Annotated in this window: 15 protein-coding genes; 12 read left to right on the top strand and 3 right to left on the bottom strand. The window is 48.6% G+C overall.

Translation table 11 applies throughout. The features are described 5' to 3' along the window. Window positions 1-20 precede the first annotated feature (20 nt). From BTA35_RS10325 to glmS, 3 genes are all read left to right on the top strand, one after another. On the top strand, window positions 21-446 hold the full coding sequence (locus BTA35_RS10325) for a F0F1 ATP synthase subunit epsilon (RefSeq protein ID WP_078319713.1): 426 nt from the start codon (window positions 21-23) through the stop codon (window positions 444-446). Window positions 447-565: 119 nt separating this feature from the next. Beyond that, window positions 566-1,915 carry a bifunctional UDP-N-acetylglucosamine diphosphorylase/glucosamine-1-phosphate N-acetyltransferase GlmU gene (glmU, locus tag BTA35_RS10320; RefSeq protein WP_078319712.1) on the top strand — a complete coding sequence of 450 codons (1,350 nt, stop codon included), beginning with the start codon at window positions 566-568 and terminating at the stop codon, window positions 1,913-1,915. A 69-nt stretch (window positions 1,916-1,984) separates the two neighbouring features. After that, window positions 1,985-3,808, top strand: a complete 1,824-nt coding sequence (gene glmS / locus BTA35_RS10315; RefSeq protein ID WP_078319711.1) for a glutamine--fructose-6-phosphate transaminase (isomerizing) — start codon at window positions 1,985-1,987, stop codon at window positions 3,806-3,808. A gap of 92 nt (window positions 3,809-3,900) precedes the next feature. Here glmS and BTA35_RS10310 read toward each other — a convergent pair whose 3' ends face one another. Further along, window positions 3,901-4,122, bottom strand: coding sequence for a PA3496 family putative envelope integrity protein (locus tag BTA35_RS10310; RefSeq protein WP_078319795.1), 222 nt, complete (start codon window positions 4,120-4,122; stop codon window positions 3,901-3,903). 209 nt (window positions 4,123-4,331) lie between these two features. Here BTA35_RS10310 and hexR point away from each other — a divergent pair, with 209 nt between their 5' ends. Next, window positions 4,332-5,183, top strand: coding sequence for a transcriptional regulator HexR (gene hexR / locus BTA35_RS10305; protein ID WP_078319710.1), 852 nt, complete (start codon window positions 4,332-4,334; stop codon window positions 5,181-5,183). Window positions 5,184-5,282: 99 nt separating this feature from the next. Here the strand turns inward: hexR and BTA35_RS10300 are convergent, their stop codons facing one another. Then, window positions 5,283-8,213: an EAL domain-containing protein gene (locus BTA35_RS10300; RefSeq protein WP_078319709.1), complete on the bottom strand. Its 2,931-nt coding sequence runs from the start codon at window positions 8,211-8,213 to the stop codon at window positions 5,283-5,285. Window positions 8,214-8,429: 216 nt separating this feature from the next. Here BTA35_RS10300 and uvrD point away from each other — a divergent pair, with 216 nt between their 5' ends. Together uvrD and BTA35_RS10290 are read left to right on the top strand one after the other, a co-directional pair. Then, window positions 8,430-10,649: a DNA helicase II gene (gene uvrD, locus BTA35_RS10295; RefSeq protein WP_078319794.1), complete on the top strand. Its 2,220-nt coding sequence runs from the start codon at window positions 8,430-8,432 to the stop codon at window positions 10,647-10,649. Window positions 10,650-10,877: 228 nt separating this feature from the next. After that, entirely contained in the window at window positions 10,878-11,993 is a 1,116-nt protein-coding gene (locus tag BTA35_RS10290) for a TRAP transporter substrate-binding protein (RefSeq protein WP_078319708.1), read from the top strand. A 112-nt stretch (window positions 11,994-12,105) separates the two neighbouring features. On the opposite strand, the gene BTA35_RS10285 is transcribed toward BTA35_RS10290, so the two are convergent. Further along, a complete protein-coding gene (locus BTA35_RS10285; protein ID WP_078319707.1) occupies window positions 12,106-12,519 on the bottom strand; it encodes an acyl-CoA thioesterase in 414 nt (137 codons plus the stop codon). 389 nt (window positions 12,520-12,908) lie between these two features. On the opposite strand from BTA35_RS10285, the gene BTA35_RS10280 reads away from it, so the two are divergent. From BTA35_RS10280 to cysZ, 6 genes are all read left to right on the top strand, one after another. Then, window positions 12,909-13,892, top strand: a complete 984-nt coding sequence (locus BTA35_RS10280; protein WP_078319706.1) for a PstS family phosphate ABC transporter substrate-binding protein — start codon at window positions 12,909-12,911, stop codon at window positions 13,890-13,892. Window positions 13,893-14,028: 136 nt separating this feature from the next. After that, the gene (locus BTA35_RS10275; RefSeq protein WP_078319793.1) at window positions 14,029-16,314 is read left to right on the top strand and encodes an ABC transporter permease subunit; all 2,286 of its coding nucleotides are present in this window, start codon (window positions 14,029-14,031) and stop codon (window positions 16,312-16,314) included. Window positions 16,315-16,340: 26 nt separating this feature from the next. Beyond that, window positions 16,341-18,017, top strand: a complete 1,677-nt coding sequence (pstA, locus tag BTA35_RS10270; RefSeq protein WP_078319705.1) for a phosphate ABC transporter permease PstA — start codon at window positions 16,341-16,343, stop codon at window positions 18,015-18,017. 198 nt (window positions 18,018-18,215) lie between these two features. Then, a complete protein-coding gene (gene pstB, locus BTA35_RS10265; RefSeq protein ID WP_078319792.1) occupies window positions 18,216-19,094 on the top strand; it encodes a phosphate ABC transporter ATP-binding protein PstB in 879 nt (292 codons plus the stop codon). A 106-nt stretch (window positions 19,095-19,200) separates the two neighbouring features. Beyond that, window positions 19,201-19,923, top strand: a complete 723-nt coding sequence (gene phoU / locus BTA35_RS10260; protein ID WP_078319704.1) for a phosphate signaling complex protein PhoU — start codon at window positions 19,201-19,203, stop codon at window positions 19,921-19,923. Between the two features lie 253 nt (window positions 19,924-20,176). Next, window positions 20,177-20,959, top strand: a complete 783-nt coding sequence (cysZ, locus tag BTA35_RS10255) for a sulfate transporter CysZ (RefSeq protein ID WP_078319703.1) — start codon at window positions 20,177-20,179, stop codon at window positions 20,957-20,959. Window positions 20,960-20,961 lie beyond the last annotated feature (2 nt).

Below are 20,961 nucleotides of genomic sequence, written 5' to 3'. Positions count from 1 at the left end.
GAAGTAAGAGAGGCGAGACCATGGCTATGACCGTCCACTGCGATATCGTAAGTGCCGAGGAGTCGATTTTCTCCGGCCGTGTGGAGCTGGTTGTTGCCGCCGGTGTGCTGGGTGACCTGGGTATTACCCCGGGCCACGCACCATTACTGTCGGAGCTACAACCGGGCCCTGTCCGAGTTAGCATACAGAGCGGTGGAGAAGAAATTTTCTACGTGTCTGGCGGCTTTATTGAGGTTCAACCGAACCGGGTAACCGTACTGGCTGACTCTGCTGTTCGGGCTAAAGAGATTGATGAAGCTGAGGCTGCTGAGGCGAAAGCTGCAGCGGCACGCTCACTGAGTAATCAATCCTCTGAGTTCGAATACTCCAAGGCTGCGGCTGAACTGGCTCAGGCTGCTGCGCGTTTGCGTACAGTACAGCAGTTACGTCGGAAGCTGGGTGCTTAACAGTACCGAACAAAAAGGCGGCTTAGGCCGCCTTTTTTTTATCTGCAATTTGCCCTACCCTATCGTCTTCATTTTTCCTATCTGATTTTTGATTCCATCTCTTGCTAAGGACCAACAATATGGTTACCGATATTGTTATTTTGGCTGCGGGCCAAGGCACGCGTATGCGCTCCAACAAACCAAAGGTTTTACACACCATTGCCGGTAAACCTATGGTTCAACATGTGTTGGATCAAGCCAAAATGCTGGATAACAGCCGAGTCCATATTGTTATTGGTCATGGTGGAGACCAGGTTAAAGAAGCGCTTGCAGGTCAAGATATTAACTTTATTGTGCAGCAGGAGCAGTTAGGCACAGGCCATGCTGTTGCCCAGGCACTGCCTTACTTAACCCAAGGCGGTAAGGTTTTAGTGTTATACGGTGACGTGCCTTTAACACCTTCGGTTATTTTTAAAAACTTGTTGGCTCAGGTTGATGAGCAACAGATGGCCTTGTTGACGGTTAATCTTGTGAATCCCAACGGTTATGGCCGTATTGTCCGGGATGAGGCTGGTTTAGTCGCCGCAATTGTTGAGCAGAAAGATGCCAATGATGAGCAACTAAAACTTCAAGAGATTAATACCGGCATTATGGCGTTAACACAGCCGCAGCTGGCAAAATGGTTACCAAAACTATCCAGTGAAAATGCTCAAGGTGAGTATTATTTAACAGATGTTATCGCCATGGCGTCAAAATCTGGCGTAGCAATTAAAACGGCTCAACCTGATTTTGAACAGGAAGTAAAAGGCGTTAATAATCGCCAACAACAAGCGGAACTGGAACGCTGGTATCAACGCCAACTCGCCGAGCAGTTGATGATTGAAGGGGCCAGCTTAGCAGACCCAACCCGTATTGATATTCGGGGTTCGCTTACGGTCGGGCGTGATTGCTTTATTGATATTAATGCCCTGTTTGAAGGAGATGTTGTCTTAGGTGACGGGGTACAGATTGGCCCTAACTGTGTGATCAAAAACTCAACCCTTGGCGCTAACACTCAGGTCGATGCGAACAGTGTCATTGATGGTGCCAGTATTGCCGAATCTTGCTCTATTGGGCCATTTGCACGCATCCGTCCAGACAGTGAGCTGAAAGCGGGCTCTAAGGTTGGTAACTTTGTTGAAACCAAAAAAAGTGTGATTGGCCCCGGTGCAAAAATTAACCACCTGACGTACATTGGTGATGCGAACATTGGCGCTAAAGTAAATGTTGGTGCCGGAACCATTACTTGTAACTATGATGGTGTGAATAAATTTAAAACTGTCATTGGTGATGGTGCCTTTATTGGTTCAAACAGCTCCCTCGTTGCCCCCGTCTCTATTGGTATAAATGCTGTGGTTGGGGCCGGGTCGACCATTACAAAAGATGTGGAAGCCGGTGCTCTGGCGGTTGGTCGCGGCAAACAGATCGCTAAGGCCGGTTGGAAGAAATAAACAGACCTGAGATTGAATATTTAGCGATAATATTCAGGTTTATCATCAGTTTTAGGAGAGTAATCCCCGATGTGTGGCATTGTAGGTGCGGTAGCACAAAGGCCTGTTTCTGGCATCTTATTGGAAGGACTGCGTCGTCTTGAGTATCGGGGGTATGATTCTGCTGGTCTTGCAGTTTTAGAAGGTGACACGATTCAGCGCTTGCGTCGGGCTGGTAAGGTTGCGAATCTGAGCCAGGCGGAACAGGACATGCCACTTAAGGGATTCAGTGGTATCGCACATACGCGCTGGGCGACTCACGGTAAGCCGACCGAGAACAATGCACATCCTCATATGTCAGGTAGTGATCTGGCCATTGTGCATAACGGTATTATTGAGAATTTCGAGCCGCTGAAGCAGCAGCTGCAGAGTGATGGCTTTATTTTTACCTCAGATACAGATACTGAGGTGATTGCGCATCTTGTGGCCCGGTCGGTGAATCAGGGGAAATCTCTGCAGGATGCTTTTCTGGAAACGGTTTCCCATTTAGAAGGGGCATTTGCTTTAGGGGTACTGCATAAAGATTATCCGAATCAAATCCTGGCATCCCGTAAAGGTAGCCCGCTAGTCGTTGGGGTTGGTATCGGTGAGAACTTTATCGCCTCAGATCAGATGGCTTTACTACAGGTTACAGATCGTTTTATCTATCTCGAAGAGGGAGATTTTGTTCAGGTCACGCCTGACACCCTGGTGATTTGGGATGCGGAGCTAAAGCAGGTCGACCGACCTGTAAAAACGTTTGAACACAGCTTGTCGACGGTTGATAAGGGTGAGTTCCGCCATTTTATGATGAAGGAAATCTACGAGCAGCCGGAAGTTGTTAAAGCAACCCTTCAGGGTAGAATCTCAGAGAAACACCTTCTGGAACAGGCATTTGGCAGTGATGCTACTGCTGCATTTGATCAGGCCGATCATGTACAGATTATCGCCTGTGGTACCAGCTTCCATGCGGGTCTGGTTGCCAAGTATTGGCTGGAAGATATGGCGGGGATACCCTGTGCCATCGAAGTGGCCAGCGAATACCGTTACCGAAAGCATGTTATCCCGGCAAAAACGCTCTTTGTCACTATCTCGCAATCCGGAGAAACGGCAGATACTTTAGCCGCTCTACGTGCTGTAAAAGGCAAGGTGCTGGCAAGTCTGGCTATCTGTAACGTACCAGGTAGCTCACTGGTGAGGGAGTCTGATCTTTGCCTGATGACGAATGCGGGGCCGGAGATTGGTGTTGCCTCCACCAAAGCTTTTACTACTCAATTGGTCGCATTGCTCATGCTTTCTATCGCCCTCGCCCGTCGCCACGGTCTTACGGAAGCGAAGGAGGCAGAACTTGTACAGGCTCTGCATCAACTACCTGTGCTATTGCTCGCAGCTGTTAAGCTCAATAAAGATATTGAAGTGCTATCACAGGATTTTGCTGAGAAAAATCACGCCCTCTTTTTAGGCCGTGGCCCTCTGTACCCTATCGCAATGGAAGGGGCGTTGAAGCTGAAAGAGATCTCTTATATTCATGCGGAAGCCTATCCCGCCGGAGAGCTTAAGCACGGCCCTCTGGCTTTAGTGGATAAAGAGATGCCGGTGATTGCCGTCGCGCCTAATAATGCACTACTGGATAAACTGAAAGCGAATTTGCAGGAAGTAAAAGCCCGGGGTGGAGAGCTTTTTGTCTTTGCCGGAGCTGACCATATTCAGCCGGAAGAGGGGCTTAAGGTAGAGCAGATGCCAGATGTGCCGGAAATTCTGGAGCCGATCGTTTACACCATCCCTTTACAGCTATTGAGTTACCATGTTGCTGTGCTTAAAGGAACGGATGTAGATCAGCCCAGAAACCTCGCAAAATCAGTGACAGTTGAATAATCGTAATCAATCGGCCTGCTGTGGCAGGCCGGTTATCGCTGCTCTGATAAAGAACTTCTGCCTAAACTAAAAAGAGTGCACTTCCGGAAACATCAGTGATTGACTTCGTCGTCTCCGCTGTAGTCATCCAGTTCCTCTACCAGTCGCTTTTTCTCGAAATGTTTTTCGATACCGCGCCGGGCTTCAAGTTGTTTTAGTGCTTCACTTTTCTTACGTTCCTCATGTTCTTCAACTTCTATAGACATGAAGATATCGAAAATCTCATCTTTAACCTGATCTACTTTACCGTGATCAACGGTGGGGTTGTGTCTCATATCAGCATCCTCCCCCAGGCTCTTCCTGAGGCTTGATTGATAAGTAAATGACAACCTGTATCGATTTAGGATTACCATCCTAATATAGCGTGTATGAAATTCCTGTGACAAGCTTGGTATTTTAACGTAGGAATAAAAAATGACGTTATGCCAAAGTTACAGGTAAAATAAACAGACGTCTAAGAGCTTAATTAACCAGTGGTAAACCGGTGAAAGAAAACATCCTGGAAAAGATCCATCACTCAAAAACACAGTTTCGCCGTTCGGAGCAGAAGGTTGCTGATTATGTGCTGAACCATGCAACGGATGTGATTCATATGCGTATTGTTGATCTGGCGACAGAAGCCAATGTCAGTGAGCCCACGGTTGTTCGCTTCTGTCGTGCATTAGGCTGTGATGGCTTTCAGGACTTTAAACTACGTTTAGCCCAGGTCCTGGCAAAAGAGACGCGATTTGCTCAGTTCTCAATGAATCAGGATGATTCGGTCAGTGATTTTACCAATAGTATTTTTGATACGACAGCCAGTGCCCTACTTGCTGTTAAAAACCGTATCAACACTGAGAAAGTTCAGGAAGCGATCACCGCCTTAAGCAGCTCTGACCGGGTAGAGTTCTTTGGTTTTGGGGCGTCGGGTGCTGTTGCCACCGATGCTCAGCATAAATTTTTCCGCTTACAGATGTCCACTGCAGCCTACTCTGACCCTCATATGCAGAATATGTCTGCGGTAACTTTGTCAGATACTGATGTGGTGGTGGCGATCTCGCAGACTGGCCGGACAAAAGCATTACTGCAAAGTATACAGCTGGTGCGTGAGGCGGGAGCTAATGTCATTGCGCTTTGCCCCAGTGGCTCACCTCTGGCGGAACTGGCTACCATTCCGTTGTACATTGATGTACCGGAGGATACTGAAATTTATACGCCCATGACTTCACGCATTGCTCATCTGGTGATGATTGATGTTCTGGCGGTGGGGGTAGCCAAAATGCGTGGCCCTAAACTGGCGGAGCATCTTAAGGCTGTAAAGCGCAGCTTGCACTCTCTCCGGCTGACAGATAGCTGAGGATGTGCATTAAAATATAACAAAACGGAGCGTGATGCTCCGTTCTGCAATGGGATTTCCCTGCTACTTTATCTCTTTACCTGCACTTTATTTCTTTGCTTATACCTTGCTGTTGTACTGCTCAACCAGTTCAAAGAATGTCTGGGCTGGCACGGGTGGGCTGATGTAGAAGCCCTGGGCGAAATCGCAACCATGTCGAATAAGGAACTCCAGCTGGGCTCGGGTTTCGACACCCTCAGCAACAATTCTCATCTCAAGATTGTGGCCCAGGGCGATGATGGCTTTTGTGAGTGTCGCTTGCTGAGGATCAGGGCTGTTTATCTGTTTCAGAAAGCTTCGGTCAATCTTGAGTATGTCCAGCGGGAAGCGCTGCAGGTAACTGAGGGATGAGTAGCCGGTTCCAAAATCATCAATCGCCAGCGTGATGCCCAGTGCCCGGATCTGATCCAGCACCTCGACAGTGTGCTCCGGGTCGTCAATAAGAGAGCTTTCAGTAAGCTCCAGTTCAATCAGCTTATGGGGGATACCTGCTTCCCGAATAGTCTGATCAATAAAACTGACCAGATCATTATGCCTCAGTTGCTGAGCTGACAGATTAACGGAGACCTTGATCTCGACCCCCTTGTCCAGCCACTCTTTCACTTGCCGACAAGATTTAATCAGCACTTGTTCACCCAAGGCTGCCACCAGCCCTGTTTCTTCGGCGATGGGAATAAATGATCCTGGCGAAATAAGCCCTGATTCAGGGTGGTTCCATCGCACAAGGGCTTCAGCCTCAAATATCTGATCTTTTTTGAGCGATACCTTAGGCTGATAGTAGACACATAATTCATCACGCTGGAGCGCTTTGCGAAGGTCGCTTTCCATTTTCAAGCGTTCCAGGGAACCGGTTTGCAGCTCTTCTGAGTAGAACTCGAACCCTGAGCCACCTAACTGTTTTACCTTATTACGGGCCAGGTCTGCCTGGTTAACTAAAATATTAAGGCCACGGGTATGCTTCGGAAACAGGCTGATACCTATACTGCAGGAGGTAATTAGTTCATGGTTTTCGATTTTAAGTGGCGTATGAACCAGCTGGTAGATCTGTTCAGCTAACTCAGTAATGTCAGACTCCTGTTCGTAATGGTCAACAATCAGGGCAAACTCATCAGCCCCGAGGCGGGCAATAGTATCTACTTTCTGAATCTGGTTGTTCAGGCGATTTGCCAGCTCTTTTAAGAGCTGATCGCCGACATCATGTCCCAGTGTGTTATTAATCGCCTTGAACCGGTCAATATCCAGAAGTATTAAAGCCATTTTCCCGTTATTCAGTCGGGCCTGTGAAATAGCAATATGCAATCGATCTTTGAACTGGTTGCGGTTAGCAACCCCGGTCAGGTCATCGTAGTTCGCCAGATAGCTGAGTTTCTCTTCCGCTTTCTTTCGCTGGGTCAGATCGGAGAAGATACCGACGTAGTGAGAGGCTTCACTCTGCTTGGAAGGTACGCGATAAACCTTCAGCCATTCAGGGAATTTATCACCATTTTTACGCTGTTCGATTAACTCACCTTCCCAGGCGCCGAGCTGAGTCAGTTGTTTGCGAATCTTTTTATTCAGCTCCTGATCAAGCTGCCATAGTGGGCTCTGGTCGAAAGGTGTGCCTTGCAGTTCCTGACAGGAATAGCCTGTAATCTGGTAGAAGGCTTCATTGAGCGTGGTGATAACAAAGTCTTCATTAAGGATAAAGATCGCCTCGCTGGAGCTTTCAAAAGCATGCCAGGCAAGGCGTAATCGTTCATCACGGGCAATCTGGTCTGTAACGTCCCGACGGGTTCCAATCATTTTACGGGCTTTTCCGGACTGAGGATTGCGGTCGATTACTCTTCCGGTATCCTCCAGCCATCGCCATTGGCCACCTTTATGACGGATGCGGAACTGAACTTTAAACTGATCAAGATAACCCTTCAGAGTATCCACTAATGCAGTTCTTAATGTCGGATAATCTTCTTTATGCACTAGAGGTTGCAGGTGTCCCATAAAGTGTGGAATTTCCTGCTCTGAGTAGCCAAATAGCTGCTCAAAATGTGAGTGATAAATCTCATCTGTTTCCAGATCCCACTCCCATAACCCCAGATCACTGGCTTCGATTGCTTTGGAGTAGCGCTGGCGGTTACGTTCGAGGTCAATACTGGCCTGACGCTGCTCTGATATTGCTGTTTTCAGATGCTGATTGGCTTCTGACAGAGCCTGTGTGCGCTCCTGAATCTGGCGTTCAAGGCTGGATTGTGCCTGTTGCAGTTTTTGTTCTGCTTCTGCTCTCGTTTTTGCCTCTGCTTCGAGTTGTTGGTTGAGCTGCTGGGTGATCTTCTGCTCGCGGCTAACCTGCTTCAGCAGTCGGCGATTATTAACATTCTGGCTCAGAGAGTTTTTTAGCAGCAGGTGGTTTCGCCAGGCGCTATAGATCAGAAAGCTGAGGAAAACCAGAATTACTGAGGGGGAAAGCAAAGGCTCCGGGCTATTAAACTCCCGCAACAGGAAGGGAATAAAGGCCGGTAGAACAAATCCAAGGTAGCTGACAAGCAGTGCTGAAAAGATAGCACTGGCATAGAGAGCGAGCCCTGTCATGGCCAGAATAACCACGGACTGCAGCAAGATGCTTGATTCAGGTGTTAGGCAGACCAGTAACACTCCCCAACAGCTGCCGACCAGAGCGCCACCTAAAGTGAAGAGATGCCGCCATCTGTTGAGCTTGCTGGCTGAACTCGCAGCTGTGTCGGAGGGCTTATGGTTCAGGTATTTCTGGAACCGGTTGTTAAGGTTAATCCCGCCCCACGTCAGGAAGGCATAGGCTAGCAACCAGAACCCCAGTAGCATATTTGCCGTGGTATCCCACAACAAAGTGCAGCACACCAGGGCGCAGCCCATACCCAGCCGATAATATGCTGTGGAATCCCTGTATAACAATGTCAGCTGTTCACAGAGTAAGGCCTGATCGAAGGACGCCGCATCAGCCTGTTCCTGCAGAAAAGAGGACTCTTCAGGATAAGTCATGGTTAGTTATTACTCTGGTGTCGTCTTATTTTTGTTTTATGGGCTCAATTCCCTTAAGCCCTTGATGGTTAAAGATAACAGATGCACCGGTGCTTCAGAATAGGCTGATAAGGGTTTTCAGTAACATATTGTGATAGAGTCTCGACGATAAAAACGACCTTGCAGCCTAGGCAATACGCCAGCTCTGCCCTGATCACTCGCCAAAATAACTGGAAGATTATGGAAGTTACACACCTTATCGACGCCCTGAATGATGCTCAACGTGAAGCGGTTACTGCACCAGCGCAGCATATGCTGGTTTTGGCTGGCGCCGGCAGTGGTAAAACCCGGGTTCTGGTGCATAGGATAGGTTGGCTGGTGCAGGTCGAAGGTATCTCTCCCCACAGTATTATGTCGGTAACCTTCACCAACAAGGCTGCGGCAGAGATGCGGACCCGGTTGGAGGCTTTACTGGGCTTACCCATGCGTAACTTCTGGGTCGGAACATTTCATGGTATCGCACACCGTTTGCTGAGAACCCATTGGCGGGACGCCAGGTTACCGGAAAATTTCCAGATTCTGGACTCCGATGATCAGTTGCGCCTGATAAAGCGCCTGATGAAAGATCACGGTATTGATGATGAGCGCTGGCCACCGCGACAGGTTCAGGGGTATATCAATGGCCAAAAGGATGAGGGTCGCCGCGCGGGCTACTTTATGGATACCGGCGACCGCTTCACTGCCACCATGAATCATCTTTATAGCCTCTATGAAGAGCATTGCCAGCGTACTGGTCTGGTGGATTTTGGTGAGCTGTTGCTGCGTGCCCATGAGCTTCTGCGGGATAATCCGCTATTGCTGAAGCATTACCAGGAGCGCTTCCGTCATATTTTGGTGGATGAATTTCAGGACACCAATACTATTCAGTATGCGTGGCTACGCCTGCTGACATCCGGCCATAATAATCTACTGACCGTGGTTGGTGATGATGATCAGTCGATCTATGGTTGGCGTGGCGCAAAAGTTGAAAATATCCACCAGTTTGCCACCGACTTTGATGGCAGTAAGACGGTTCGGCTGGAACAGAACTACCGCTCCACCGGCACCATTCTGGAGGCCGCTAATAGCCTGATTGCCAATAATTTTGATCGCATGGGTAAAGAGTTATGGACGGAGGGTAATGAGGGTGAGCCCATCGCCCTGTATGCCGGTTTTAACGAACAGGATGAAGCGCGTTTTATCGTTAATACCATCGAAAAGTGGGTGCAGGAAGGGGGTACCCGTTCTGAAACGGCAATTTTGTATCGCTCCAATGCTCAGTCCCGGGTGCTGGAAGAAGCCCTGATCCGTGCAGGAACCCCCTATCGGATTTATGGGGGGCAGCGCTTTTATGAGCGTCTTGAAATTAAGAATGCCCTGGCTTACCTGCGCCTTATCCAGAGCAGAAATGATGATGCAGCTCTTGAGCGTGTTATCAATACACCGACCCGCGGTATTGGTGCTAAGACAGTAGATACTCTGCGGGAACTGGCCCGTAATGAGGGGTGCTCGCTCTGGGAAGCTGCTGGACACTGTATTGCCAATAAAATTTTACCGGCCCGGGCATTATCTGCACTAAGTGGCTTTATGGCATTGTTGGATCAACTGGAAGACTCCGGACATGAACTTAGCCTGCATGAACTGGTAGACCATGTGAATGAAACCACCGGGTTGGTTGAGTTTCACCGTCAGGAGAAAGGTGAGAAAGGCCAGGCCCGGGTGGAAAACCTCGAAGAGTTGGTCACCGCAGCCCGGGGCTTTACACCTGCTGAAGACCCAGTAGAAACCGATGAAGATGATGGGGCAGATACCCTGGTCATGCTGCAAAGCTTTCTTTCGGAAGCTGCGTTGGATGCTGGTGAGCAGCAGGCAGATGAATATGAAGATGCCGTACAGCTGATGACACTGCATTCGGCAAAAGGTCTCGAGTTCCCACTGGTATTTATGGCCGGTGTCGAAGAGGGGCTGTTTCCACACAAGATGTCGATGGAAGACCCTTCACGGCTGCAGGAAGAGCGTCGTCTCTGCTATGTGGGAATCACCCGTGCCATGAGGAAACTTTACATCACCTATGCAGAGATGCGCCGTTTACACGGTCGGGAAACCTATAACACGCCTTCCCGCTTCGTTCGTGAAATCCCTGAGCATCTACTGGAAGAGGTGCGCCTGCGCGGTCAGATCTCAAAACCGGTCACCAGCAGTCGCCCGGGATCTCAATGGAAGCCAACAGAAGCCCTGGACAGTGGTGATGGTGGCCCAGCCCTGATGGTGGGGCAACGGGTTAAGCATGCTGTTTTCGGTGAAGGCATTGTACTAAATTACGAAGGACAGGGAGCAAAGGCCCGAATTCAGGTGAATTTTGACAATGATGGTGAAAAATGGCTAATGGCAGGCTTTGCTAAGTTGGAAGCCTTATAAAAGCCGCCGCAGATATCGGTGCTGCTATGGCCTGGGGTCTTCTGCTGATCTTTAAACCCATTTAAAATAAAGGGTTATAGGTTTGAGTGATGTCTGCACTCTGAGCTTTACAGGCATTCAGGGTTTGATAACTCCAGAATAGTGTAACCTGACTGAAAATCTGATAATTTTAGTCGCGATACACTTAAAAAATGAAAACAAGAAAATAAAAATCAGGAGCTAAAAAGCATGAAGCGTCGAGAGTTTGTTACCGCACTGGGTGTGGGCGCAGCAGGTGCTGTACTGGCAGGCTGTACCGGTTCTGAATCGGGCAGTGAAAAACAGCAGACAAGTACAAAGCAGGAAGCCATTAAGTGGAAAATGGTAACTACTTGGCCTAAGAACTTTCCGGGCTTAGGTACTGCAGCTAACAGCCTTGCAGAAAAGATCACCAAAATGAGCGGTGGTCGTCTGGAAGTTAAGGTTTATGGAGCCGGAGAACTGGTACCTGCGTTTGGTGTATTTGATGCGGTTTCCAGCGGGACTGCACAAATTGGTCATGGAGCATCTTATTACTGGAAAGGTAAGGCGCCGGCTGCGCAATTTTTTGCAGCGGTACCTTTCGGCCTGAACGCCCAGGAGATCGCCAGCTGGATCTACTACGGCGGTGGTCTTGAGCTATGGAAAGAGGTTTACGAGCCATTTAACCTGATTCCTACTGCGGTAGGTAATACCGGCGTACAGATGGCAGGTTGGTTTAATAAAGAGATCAACTCGCTGAACGACCTGAAAGGTCTGAAAATGCGTATTCCGGGACTGGGCGGCGAAGTGATCAACCGTGCCGGTGGTACTGCAGTAAGTTTGCCTGGTTCAGAGCTGTTTACCTCGCTGCAAACTGGCGCCATTGATGCGACGGAATGGGTTGGCCCGTACAACGATAAAGCTTTCGGCCTTTATAAAGCTGCTAAATATTACTACTACCCAGGCTGGCATGAGCCAGGTACTGTGCTGGAAGGCATGTTGAACAAGCAGGCATTTGAAGCGCTTCCTGCTGATCTTCAGGAAGTTGTCATGGTTGCCACCCGTGCTGCTAACCAGGATATGATGGATGAGCTGACCTACCGGAATGCTCTGGCACTGAAAGAGCTGGTTAATGATCACGGCACTGAGCTGCGTGAGCTGCCTTCTGATGTTTATCAGGAGCTGCGTACTATCTCTGATGAGGTGGTATTTGAGGAAGCGAAAAAAGACGAACTGTCGCGTCGTATCTATGATTCCTTTATGAACTTCCGCAGTTTGTCTGAGGATTATCAGAAAATCTCTGAATACGCTTATCTGCATGGCCGTATGATGACCAGCAAATAAAGAGTGATGTATTCACAGCGTTAACTGCTGTTGAAAATAAAAGAGGCCAGTATTCACTGGCCTCTTCTTTCGTAGAATAAAACTGTTCCATTTTCTAATGCTGAAAACCTGCTCAGGATTCCGGTACAGCACGAATCCGGCCATTGCCGTCTATGGCGACCATCACAAACTTCGCATCAGACACCTTAAACATTTCCTGCTCGTCGCTTTCAAACGGCGGCTGAATCCAGGCCTCGACACGGACGCTAATTGAGCTGTGGCCCACCTCTTTAACATGGGTATAGATGCCGACAGTTGACCCGATGCGAACCGGACAGAGAAAGTCCATCTCACTGATGGCTACGGTTGCAGTACGCCCTTTCGCCAGCTTCCCGGCGCTGATCTCTGCAGCCAGATCCATCTGAGACACCAACCAGCCACCGGCAATATCACCATAGATATTGGTGTCCTGAGGTGTTGCAGCGATCTTCAGTGTCAGCTCACCCACGGGTGAAGGAATATCTTCAATATTATCGACGTTGCTCATTAGCTTTTCTTATTTGTCTGAGTGTGTTGTCAGGTCTGACTGAACCAGATTTCAGGTACGCCGATTGCGCGGCGGGGCTCCATCAAGAATTTTTTATCTGTCAGGCGCAGACTATCACTAAATTCTTTAACTATCACTATTCCCTATGACCACTGAGCCAGATACAAACCTTTCTATGGGTTTACCGGCCAAGGGTACCAGAGACTTCGTACAGAATCGGTATTGCTTAATTGCAAGGTTTCTGTCGGTTACAAAAAGAGTTTCTCCATTGAATATGACATTCATATAACTGTCACAAAGCCTGCCTATAGTATGCCCATAGCAAGATTAATAGTTATACGCATCCTATTTAGTCAAACAGAAAACGGACGTAATGTTCAGGAGATAACATGAAAATGAAGAAGATGATTGCAGCGGTTTCTCTGGTTGCTGCAGGTACTGTTACAGCTGTTACGGCCAATGCTGCCGCTAAAGTTGATCCGAATCTGCCAAGCTATGAAAAAGCAAGTGGTGTCTCCGGGAATCTGTCTTCCGTTGGTTCTGATACTTTGGCTAACCTGATGACCCTATGGGCAGAAGAGTATAAGCGTACTTACCCAAATGTAAATATTCAGATTCAGGCAGCGGGCTCTTCAACTGCGCCACCGGCCCTGACCGAGGGTACGGCTAACCTGGGGCCAATGAGCCGTAAAATGAAAGATAAAGAGCTGGAAGCATTTGAAAACCGCTTTGGCTATAAGCCGGTTCCGGTTCCGGTAGCGATCGATGCTCTGGCTGTATTCGTGCATAAAGATAACCCGATCAAAGGCCTGAGCATTGAGCAGGTTGATGCGATTTTCTCTTCTACCCGTAAGTGCGGTGCTCCATCTGATGCTAAGAAATGGGGTGATCTGGGGCTGACCGGTGCTTGGGCAAATCGTGATATCCAGTTGTACGGCCGTAACTCAGTATCCGGCACCTATGGTTACTTTAAGGGTAAGGCGCTGTGTAAAGGCGACTTTAAGAATAATGTGAATGAACAACCGGGTTCTGCATCTGTTGTACAGTCTGTGAGTACCTCAGTTAATGTGATTGGTTATTCCGGTATGGGTTATAAGACATCCAGTGTACGGGCAGTACCTCTGGCCAAGAAAGAAGGTCAGCCGTACTACGAAGCAAATAGTGATAATGCGATCAGCGGTAAATTCCCTCTGTCCCGTTTCCTGTATGTTTATGTCAACAAAAAGCCTAACCAGCCATTACAGCCACTTGAGCGTGAATTCATCAAGATGGTGATGTCCAAGCAGGGTCAGGAAGTGGTCGTGAAGGATGGTTATGTACCTCTTCCAGCCGCTGTTGCTGAGAAAACCCTGAAAGCTCTGGGTATTAAGTAATTCGGGTCGGATAGACGAGACAAGGACGTTCAGTTTGAGTGTGCCAGAAAAGGGCGGGCGTTAGCCTGCCCTTTTTTGTTCTGGGTCGCCTGTCCGGTGTCATACAACTGTCATATAAGTGCAGTATTTTTCCGCTATGAAAGAAAATAGCCCAAACGCCCCCGTCATCGATTTTGATACTCCGGCACTACGTATGCATCGGAAAGTCAGATCGTTAAAAGATAAGATTGCCGAAATTGGTATTGGTATTGGTGGTATCAGTGTGATTATTGCGATCCTGCTGATTTTTATCTACCTGCTATACGAAATCATCCCTCTGATGAAGTCGGCGAGTGTTGAACCTGTTGCGGAATATCAGATGCCCGCAACATCTGTGCGACCGGATGAGGCAAGAACCCTCTATCTGGCGACAGAGGAACAGGCAGAAGTTGCCATGCGTCTGACCAGTGTTGGTGAGGTTGTCTTTTTTAGTGTTGCGGATGGTCAGGTGGTTGATCGTGTGCAGCTGAATATTCCTGCAGGTACAGAGCTGACCACAGTAGCATCTTCTGGTCCGGCTAAAAATCTTCTGGCACTGGGTTTGTCAGATGGCCGTGTGCTTCTGATTAAAGATCGTTACCGGATCACCTACCCGAATGATGAACGTTTAATCACCCCACGCATTGATTACCCTTATGGCGAAGAGCCGCTGGTAATTAGTGAAGCGGGCAGTGGCCTGAGCAAAATTGCGGTTAGTGAGACGGACTCAAGCTTACTTATTTCCGCAGTATCCACCGATAAAAAAGCTTACTTGGTTCAGTACCTGAAAGAAGAGTCTCTGTTGGGAGATGTCACCATTGAACGCAACTCTCTGCAGTTGCCGGTGATTGAGAATGATATCCATAGCATGCTGATTGGCCCTGATCAGAACTGGATTTATATGGTTAGCAACAAAGGCACGGTTGATGTTGTTGATACCCGGGATATGGATACGCCAAAACTGAATGCTCGCCTGAAAATTACCGAGCAGAACAGCGGTATTGGTGATGTGAAGCTACAGCTGGGCGGTATTTCTCTGCTGGTAGGGGATAAAAATGGCCAGTTATCCCAGTGGTTTTTGGTGCGTGATGACCAAAATGAATGGGGGCTGAAACGTATCCGTAGCTTTGAACATGACGGAACGCCGGTCGCGTTGATGTTACCTGAGCACCGCCGTAAAGGTTTTCTCATGCTTGATGAGAAAGGACAGCTGAGCATCTACAGCACCACGGCTCAACGTACTATGCTGACGGAAAAAGTTTTGGGTGCGGCACCTGTTGCCGGAGCCATCAGCCCGCGCGCTGACTATCTTTTGCTGGAGCGTCAGGACGGTATGCTGCAGGCACTGGAAGTTTATAACAAACATCCGGAGGTCTCATGGACATCACTATGGGACAAGGTCTGGTATGAGAGCTATGAAGAGCCCGCTTATACCTGGCAGTCTTCAGCTTCCAACAATGAGTTTGAGCCTAAATATAGTCTGATGCCTCTGGCTTTTGGCACCCTGAAGGCAGCCTTCTACGCCATGATAGTGGCAACGCCGCTGGCAATTTGCGGTGCTATTTATACAGCTTACTTTATGGCACCGGCACTGCGTCGCAAAATTAAGCCTGTGATCGAGCTGATGGAGGCATTGCCAACAGTGGTTCTGGGCTTTTTGGCTGGTCTCTTCCTGGCACCCTTCCTGGAAAATAACCTGCCGGGAGTCTTTGCTCTGCTGATCCTGCTACCGATTGGCATGGTTGGTTTTGGCTTTGCCTGGGCCCAGATGCCAGACAAAATCCGGCATGCAGTACCTGATGGCTGGCATGCATTGCTGATGGTACCGGTTGTGCTTCTGGTGAGCTGGCTTGCTTTGGGTATGAGCTCCACATTAGAAATTGCCCTGTTTGACGGTAATGTACGTTCCTGGCTGACAGATGAGATGGGTATTCCTTTTGATCAGCGTAATGCTCTGGTCGTTGGCCTTGCAATGGGGTTTGCCGTAATTCCTACGATATTCTCCATTACCGAAGATGCCATCTTTGCAGTACCTAAGCACTTGAGTTACGGCTCATTAGCACTGGGTGCAACACCATGGCAAACCCTGACTCGTGTTGTGTTACCAACGGCCAGTCCCGGTGTCTTCTCAGCCGTCATGATCGGCATGGGCCGCGCCGTGGGTGAAACCATGATCGTACTGATGGCTACCGGTAACACCCCGATTATGGATGTGAATATCTTTGAAGGGATGCGGACACTGGCAGCTAATATTGCGGTAGAGATTCCTGAGTCAGCAGTGGGCAGTACTCACTACCGGATTCTGTTCCTCGCTGCATTTGTACTCTTTATGTTTACGTTTGTCGTGAACACCCTGGCAGAAGTTATTCGTCAGAGATTGCGTAAAAAATACGGCGCTCTGTAAGCGACTCGGAGTGAAAGGAAAAAGTTATGCGTGAATCATTAGGTAACTGGACAAAAAGCGGGTCCCCCTGGATCTGGCTGAATGCCGGTGCTGTGGCGATCAGTGTGATTATGGTGATTGGCCTTCTGGCGCTGATTGCTGTACGGGGGCTGGGACACTTTTGGCCGGCTTCCATTATGGAGGCCGATGTCAGAGAGCTAAATGGCAACAGCTTCCATTTGGTTGGTGAGAAGGTTGAAACCGTATCTGTTCCTGTGGAACAGATACGGGCAGCCGGTATTGAAATAGATACTGATCAGGAGCTGGTTGATCGCCATCTGATAAAAATAGGCAACCGTGACGTGCACGGTACAGATTTCCGTTGGGTTCTGGAGGACTTTATTGAAGAGGTCCGCTACCCGGAAAACTTGATCGCTGTCGAGCGCCATGAGTGGGGCAACTTCTACGGCTATTTGCTGGCCCTGAAGGAAAAGGACAAGACCGTAGCCGTTCAGGCTGCAGGCGAAAACAGTATCTGGCCTGAATTTAAGAAACGTGTTGATCGTGCGGTTGAGATCCATGATGAGATTTATCAGATCGAAAAGCACGAAATCGGTCGCATCAATTACGCGATTGAGCGTTTACGTTTAAAAGAGCGCCGCCTGGAAATTGATGGTGAGAACACCCCCGAGAACCTGGCGGAGCTGAATGCTGAACGATCAGTATTAAACGCTGAATATGAGGTGCTACAGCAGCAGCTGGCGGATCTTTACACAGCTGCGAATCGAGACAGCTTTGTTGCCCGTGCGATGAATGGCCAGGAAATTGAAGTTTCTCTGAGCAAGGTGGTGCGCGTTTACCAGCCAAACCGCATGGATATACTGGATAAGATGGGCTTCTACAGTGCGAAACTCTGGGAGTTTGCCTCAGACGATCCCCGCGAAGCGAATACTGAAGGTGGTATTTTCCCAGCGATCTTCGGTACCGTCATGATGGTATTGCTGATGTCAGTTCTGGTGACGCCTTTTGGTGTTATTGCTGCTGTTTATCTGCGTGAATACGCCAAGCAGGGTTTCACTACCCGCATGATTCGTATCGCAGTGAACAATCTGGCAGGTGTTCCTTCCGTTGTTTATGGCGTTTTTGGTCTCGGTTTCTTTATCTACTTTCTGGGTGGCAATATCGATCAGCTGTTTTTTCCGGAAGCACTGCCGGCTCCGACGTTTGGTACACCGGGACTTATGTGGGCATCCCTGACCCTGGCTTTGTTGACGGTTCCCGTTGTTATTGTGGCGACGGAAGAAGGTCTGGCCCGTATACCTCGTTCTGTCCGTGAAGGTTCTCTGGCTCTGGGGGCCACCAAAGCGGAAACCTTATGGCGTGTGGTTCTGCCCATGGCAAGTCCAGCTATGATGACTGGGGTTATTCTTGCGGTGGCACGGGCCGCGGGTGAGGTTGCTCCTCTCATGCTGGTGGGGGTTGTAAAACTGGCTCCAAGTCTGCCGCTGGACGGTAACTACCCGTTTATCCATCTGGATCAGAAATTTATGCACCTGGGCTTCCATATTTATGATGTGGGTTTTCAGAGCCCGAATGTTGAAGCAGCCCGGCCACTGGTTTACGCCACGGCGCTACTGCTTGTGATTGTGATCGCACTGCTTAACTTTAGTGCTGTTGCTATCCGTAACCATCTGCGCGAGAAGTATAAATCACTGGAAATGTAGCCTCTGATTAACAGGTGTTGTGTAAGAGCCGCAGGGAAAACCTGCGGTCAAGGCATTTACTGAAACGCAGTTAGACTGAATAACGAATTTAAAGAGAGTATTCCTATGGAAGCTCAGGCTGAAAATAAAGTAACCGAGGCGCCAGTAGCGACTGGCGCACAGACTCAAGATCCGGCTAATAACGCGACAGGCTCTTCTATGACTGATACCCAAAATGTGACCGGCAGCCAGGGTAAGCCCGCTGCACATGAAACCAAAAGCCATAGCATCGACATCAGCTCAATGAATCGTGGCGAAGGCAGTAGTCTGTCACTGGAACAGGAAACAACCTGTTTAGATGTGCGCAATATGGATCTTTTTTATGGCGAAAAACAGGCGCTGTTTGATGTCAATATGACGATCCCTAAACAAAGGGTAACCGCCTTTATTGGGCCTTCCGGTTGCGGCAAGTCTACGCTGCTAAGAAGCTTGAACCGTATGAATGATCTGGTAGATGGCTGCCGCATCACCGGTGAAATCAATATGGAAGGCCAGAATATCTACCAAAAAAATGTTGATGTAGCAGAGTTGCGTCGCCGTGTTGGTATGGTGTTCCAGAAGCCCAATCCATTTCCGAAATCTATCTATGAGAATGTGGCGTACGGTCTGCGTATTCAGGGTATCAATAAAAAACGTACTTTGGATGAAGCTGTAGAATGGGCACTGCGTTCTGCAGCGCTTTGGGATGAAGTAAAAGACAGACTGCATGAAAGTGCGCTGGGTATGTCAGGTGGTCAGCAGCAGCGTCTGGTCATCGCCCGTACCATCGCAGTAAAACCCGAAGTGTTGCTGTTGGATGAGCCCGCCTCCGCGCTGGATCCGATATCAACGCTGAAAATCGAAGAGCTGATCTATGAGCTCAAGGATAAGTTTACTATCGCCATTGTGACTCACAACATGCAACAGGCTGCACGTGTCTCTGACTACACGGCCTTTATGTATATGGGCAACCTGATTGAATTTGGTAACACCGATATGCTGTTTACCAACCCGAAAGAGAAGAAAACCGAAGATTATATTACCGGACGTTACGGTTAAATAAGAGGCCTCAGTGGCCGGTCAGAACCTAATGACCGGTAGGTTTTTTATAGCGTCTTTTTGGTTTTAACACTTATTTTGGTTTGCACAGATACAAGGTATTACCATGGAAATCACAACAGAAACCCATAGCCATCACATATCCCAGCAGTTTAATAACGAGCTGGAAGACCTGAAAACCCATCTTCTGGCCATGGGAGGCCTGGTCGAGAAGCAGGTTCAGGATGCGATTTACGCACTGACCGAAGGCGATAGCGCTGTCGCTGAGGAAGTACGCGCCAACGACCGTAATATTAATGAAATGCAGATCCGAATTGATGAAGAATGTACCCGGATTTTGGCTCGACGCCAGCCTGCAGCCAGTGACTTACGTTTAGTGATGGCCGTTACCCGGGCAACGTCGGATCTTGAGCGTATTGGTGATGAGGCGTCTAAAATTGCCCGCCATGCAATTCAGCTGGCTGAAGAAGGCGAGCCACCCCGGGGCTATATTGAAACGCGTCATATCGGCAATCATGTGCGTAATATGGTGAAAGATGCTCTGACCGCCTTCGCCCGATTTGATACAGATCTGGCACTGAAAGTTGCTCAGGAGGATAAAGCTGTAGATCTGGAATACCGGTCTGCCATGCGAGCCCTGGTAACCTTCATGATGGAAGATCCTCGGTCCATCAGTCGGGTACTGAACATTATCTGGGTGTTGCGTGCCCTGGAACGTATCGGTGATCACGCAGATAATATCGCAGAGTACGTGATTTATCTGGTAAAAGGTATGGATGTCCGTCACTCCTCACCGGAAACCATCGAACAGCGCCTGAGCAACGATTAAGCACCGTAATCCACGGGTTAAAGGGCAGCTTCGGCTGCCTTTTTTTATGCCTGTAATCTTTGATGATCAGAAATTTAAGAACACCTGATATTTTGATTTATTAAAAGATATCAGTTATTCCTGCTTTTTATCAAAACAGGGTAAGTTGGAACTTTATTGCCGGTTATGGGTAGAGGTATTATCCCTGCTGGGTCCCTTCGGGATAAATATCCCAGCCCCCGGTTTAAACCGTTAATGCTGTGACAGAGGTTTTATGATACATCTTTTTTCAGGACCAGCCTCTTTGGCTGCGGGTTTCCGGTTGATCACTATGCCGGGTATGAAGCGTTTTGTTCTGGTGCCTTTACTGAGCAATATTATTATTCTTTCTGTTTTTATATGGCTGACACTGGGCCTTATTGATGGCTGGCTGGACAGTCTTATCGCTTTTCTGCCGGAATGGCTGAGTTTTCTTGGCTGGCTGTTATGGCCGCTGGCACTGATCGCAATGTTGGGTTTTGTGTTATACGGCTTTAATGCCACAACGGCACTGATTGCGGCACCTTTTAATGGTTTGCTGGCGGAAAAAATTGAACTGAAGCTGCGTAATGGGCAGGTAGATTTCCCGGATGAAACTATAGCCGAGATGGCAAAACGTTCATTGCACCGAGAGCTGCAAAAACAGTGGTTCTTCCTGAAGCGGGTTGTGCTCCTTCTCATTATTAGCTTTATCCCTGTTGTAAACCTGATCAGTCCTGTTTTGTGGTTTATGTTTTCAGTCTGGATGCTTTCTATCCAGTATATGGACTACCCGATGGATAACCATAAGGTAGACTTCCATGCGATGCAGCGTCGACTTAAACAAAACTGGTGGCATACCGTCAGCTTTGGATTAGTTTGCTACCTGCTGATGTTTATCCCCTTTATTAACCTTATTTTTATGCCTGCTGCCGTTGCTGGCGCAACCTGGTTATGGGTGCGGCAGTTGTCTGTGTACCCTGATGCGAACCTGAGTTCTGTATCGTTAAATGCGCCATCTGGTATGAAAGATATTTGAGA

Origin of the sequence: Oceanospirillum linum (assembly GCF_001995095.2) — a bacterium.
GTDB lineage: Bacteria > Pseudomonadota > Gammaproteobacteria > Pseudomonadales > Halomonadaceae > Oceanospirillum > Oceanospirillum linum.
The sequence above is the reverse complement of the archived record's forward strand: the minus strand, read 5'-3'. Positions and strand labels throughout refer to the sequence as shown.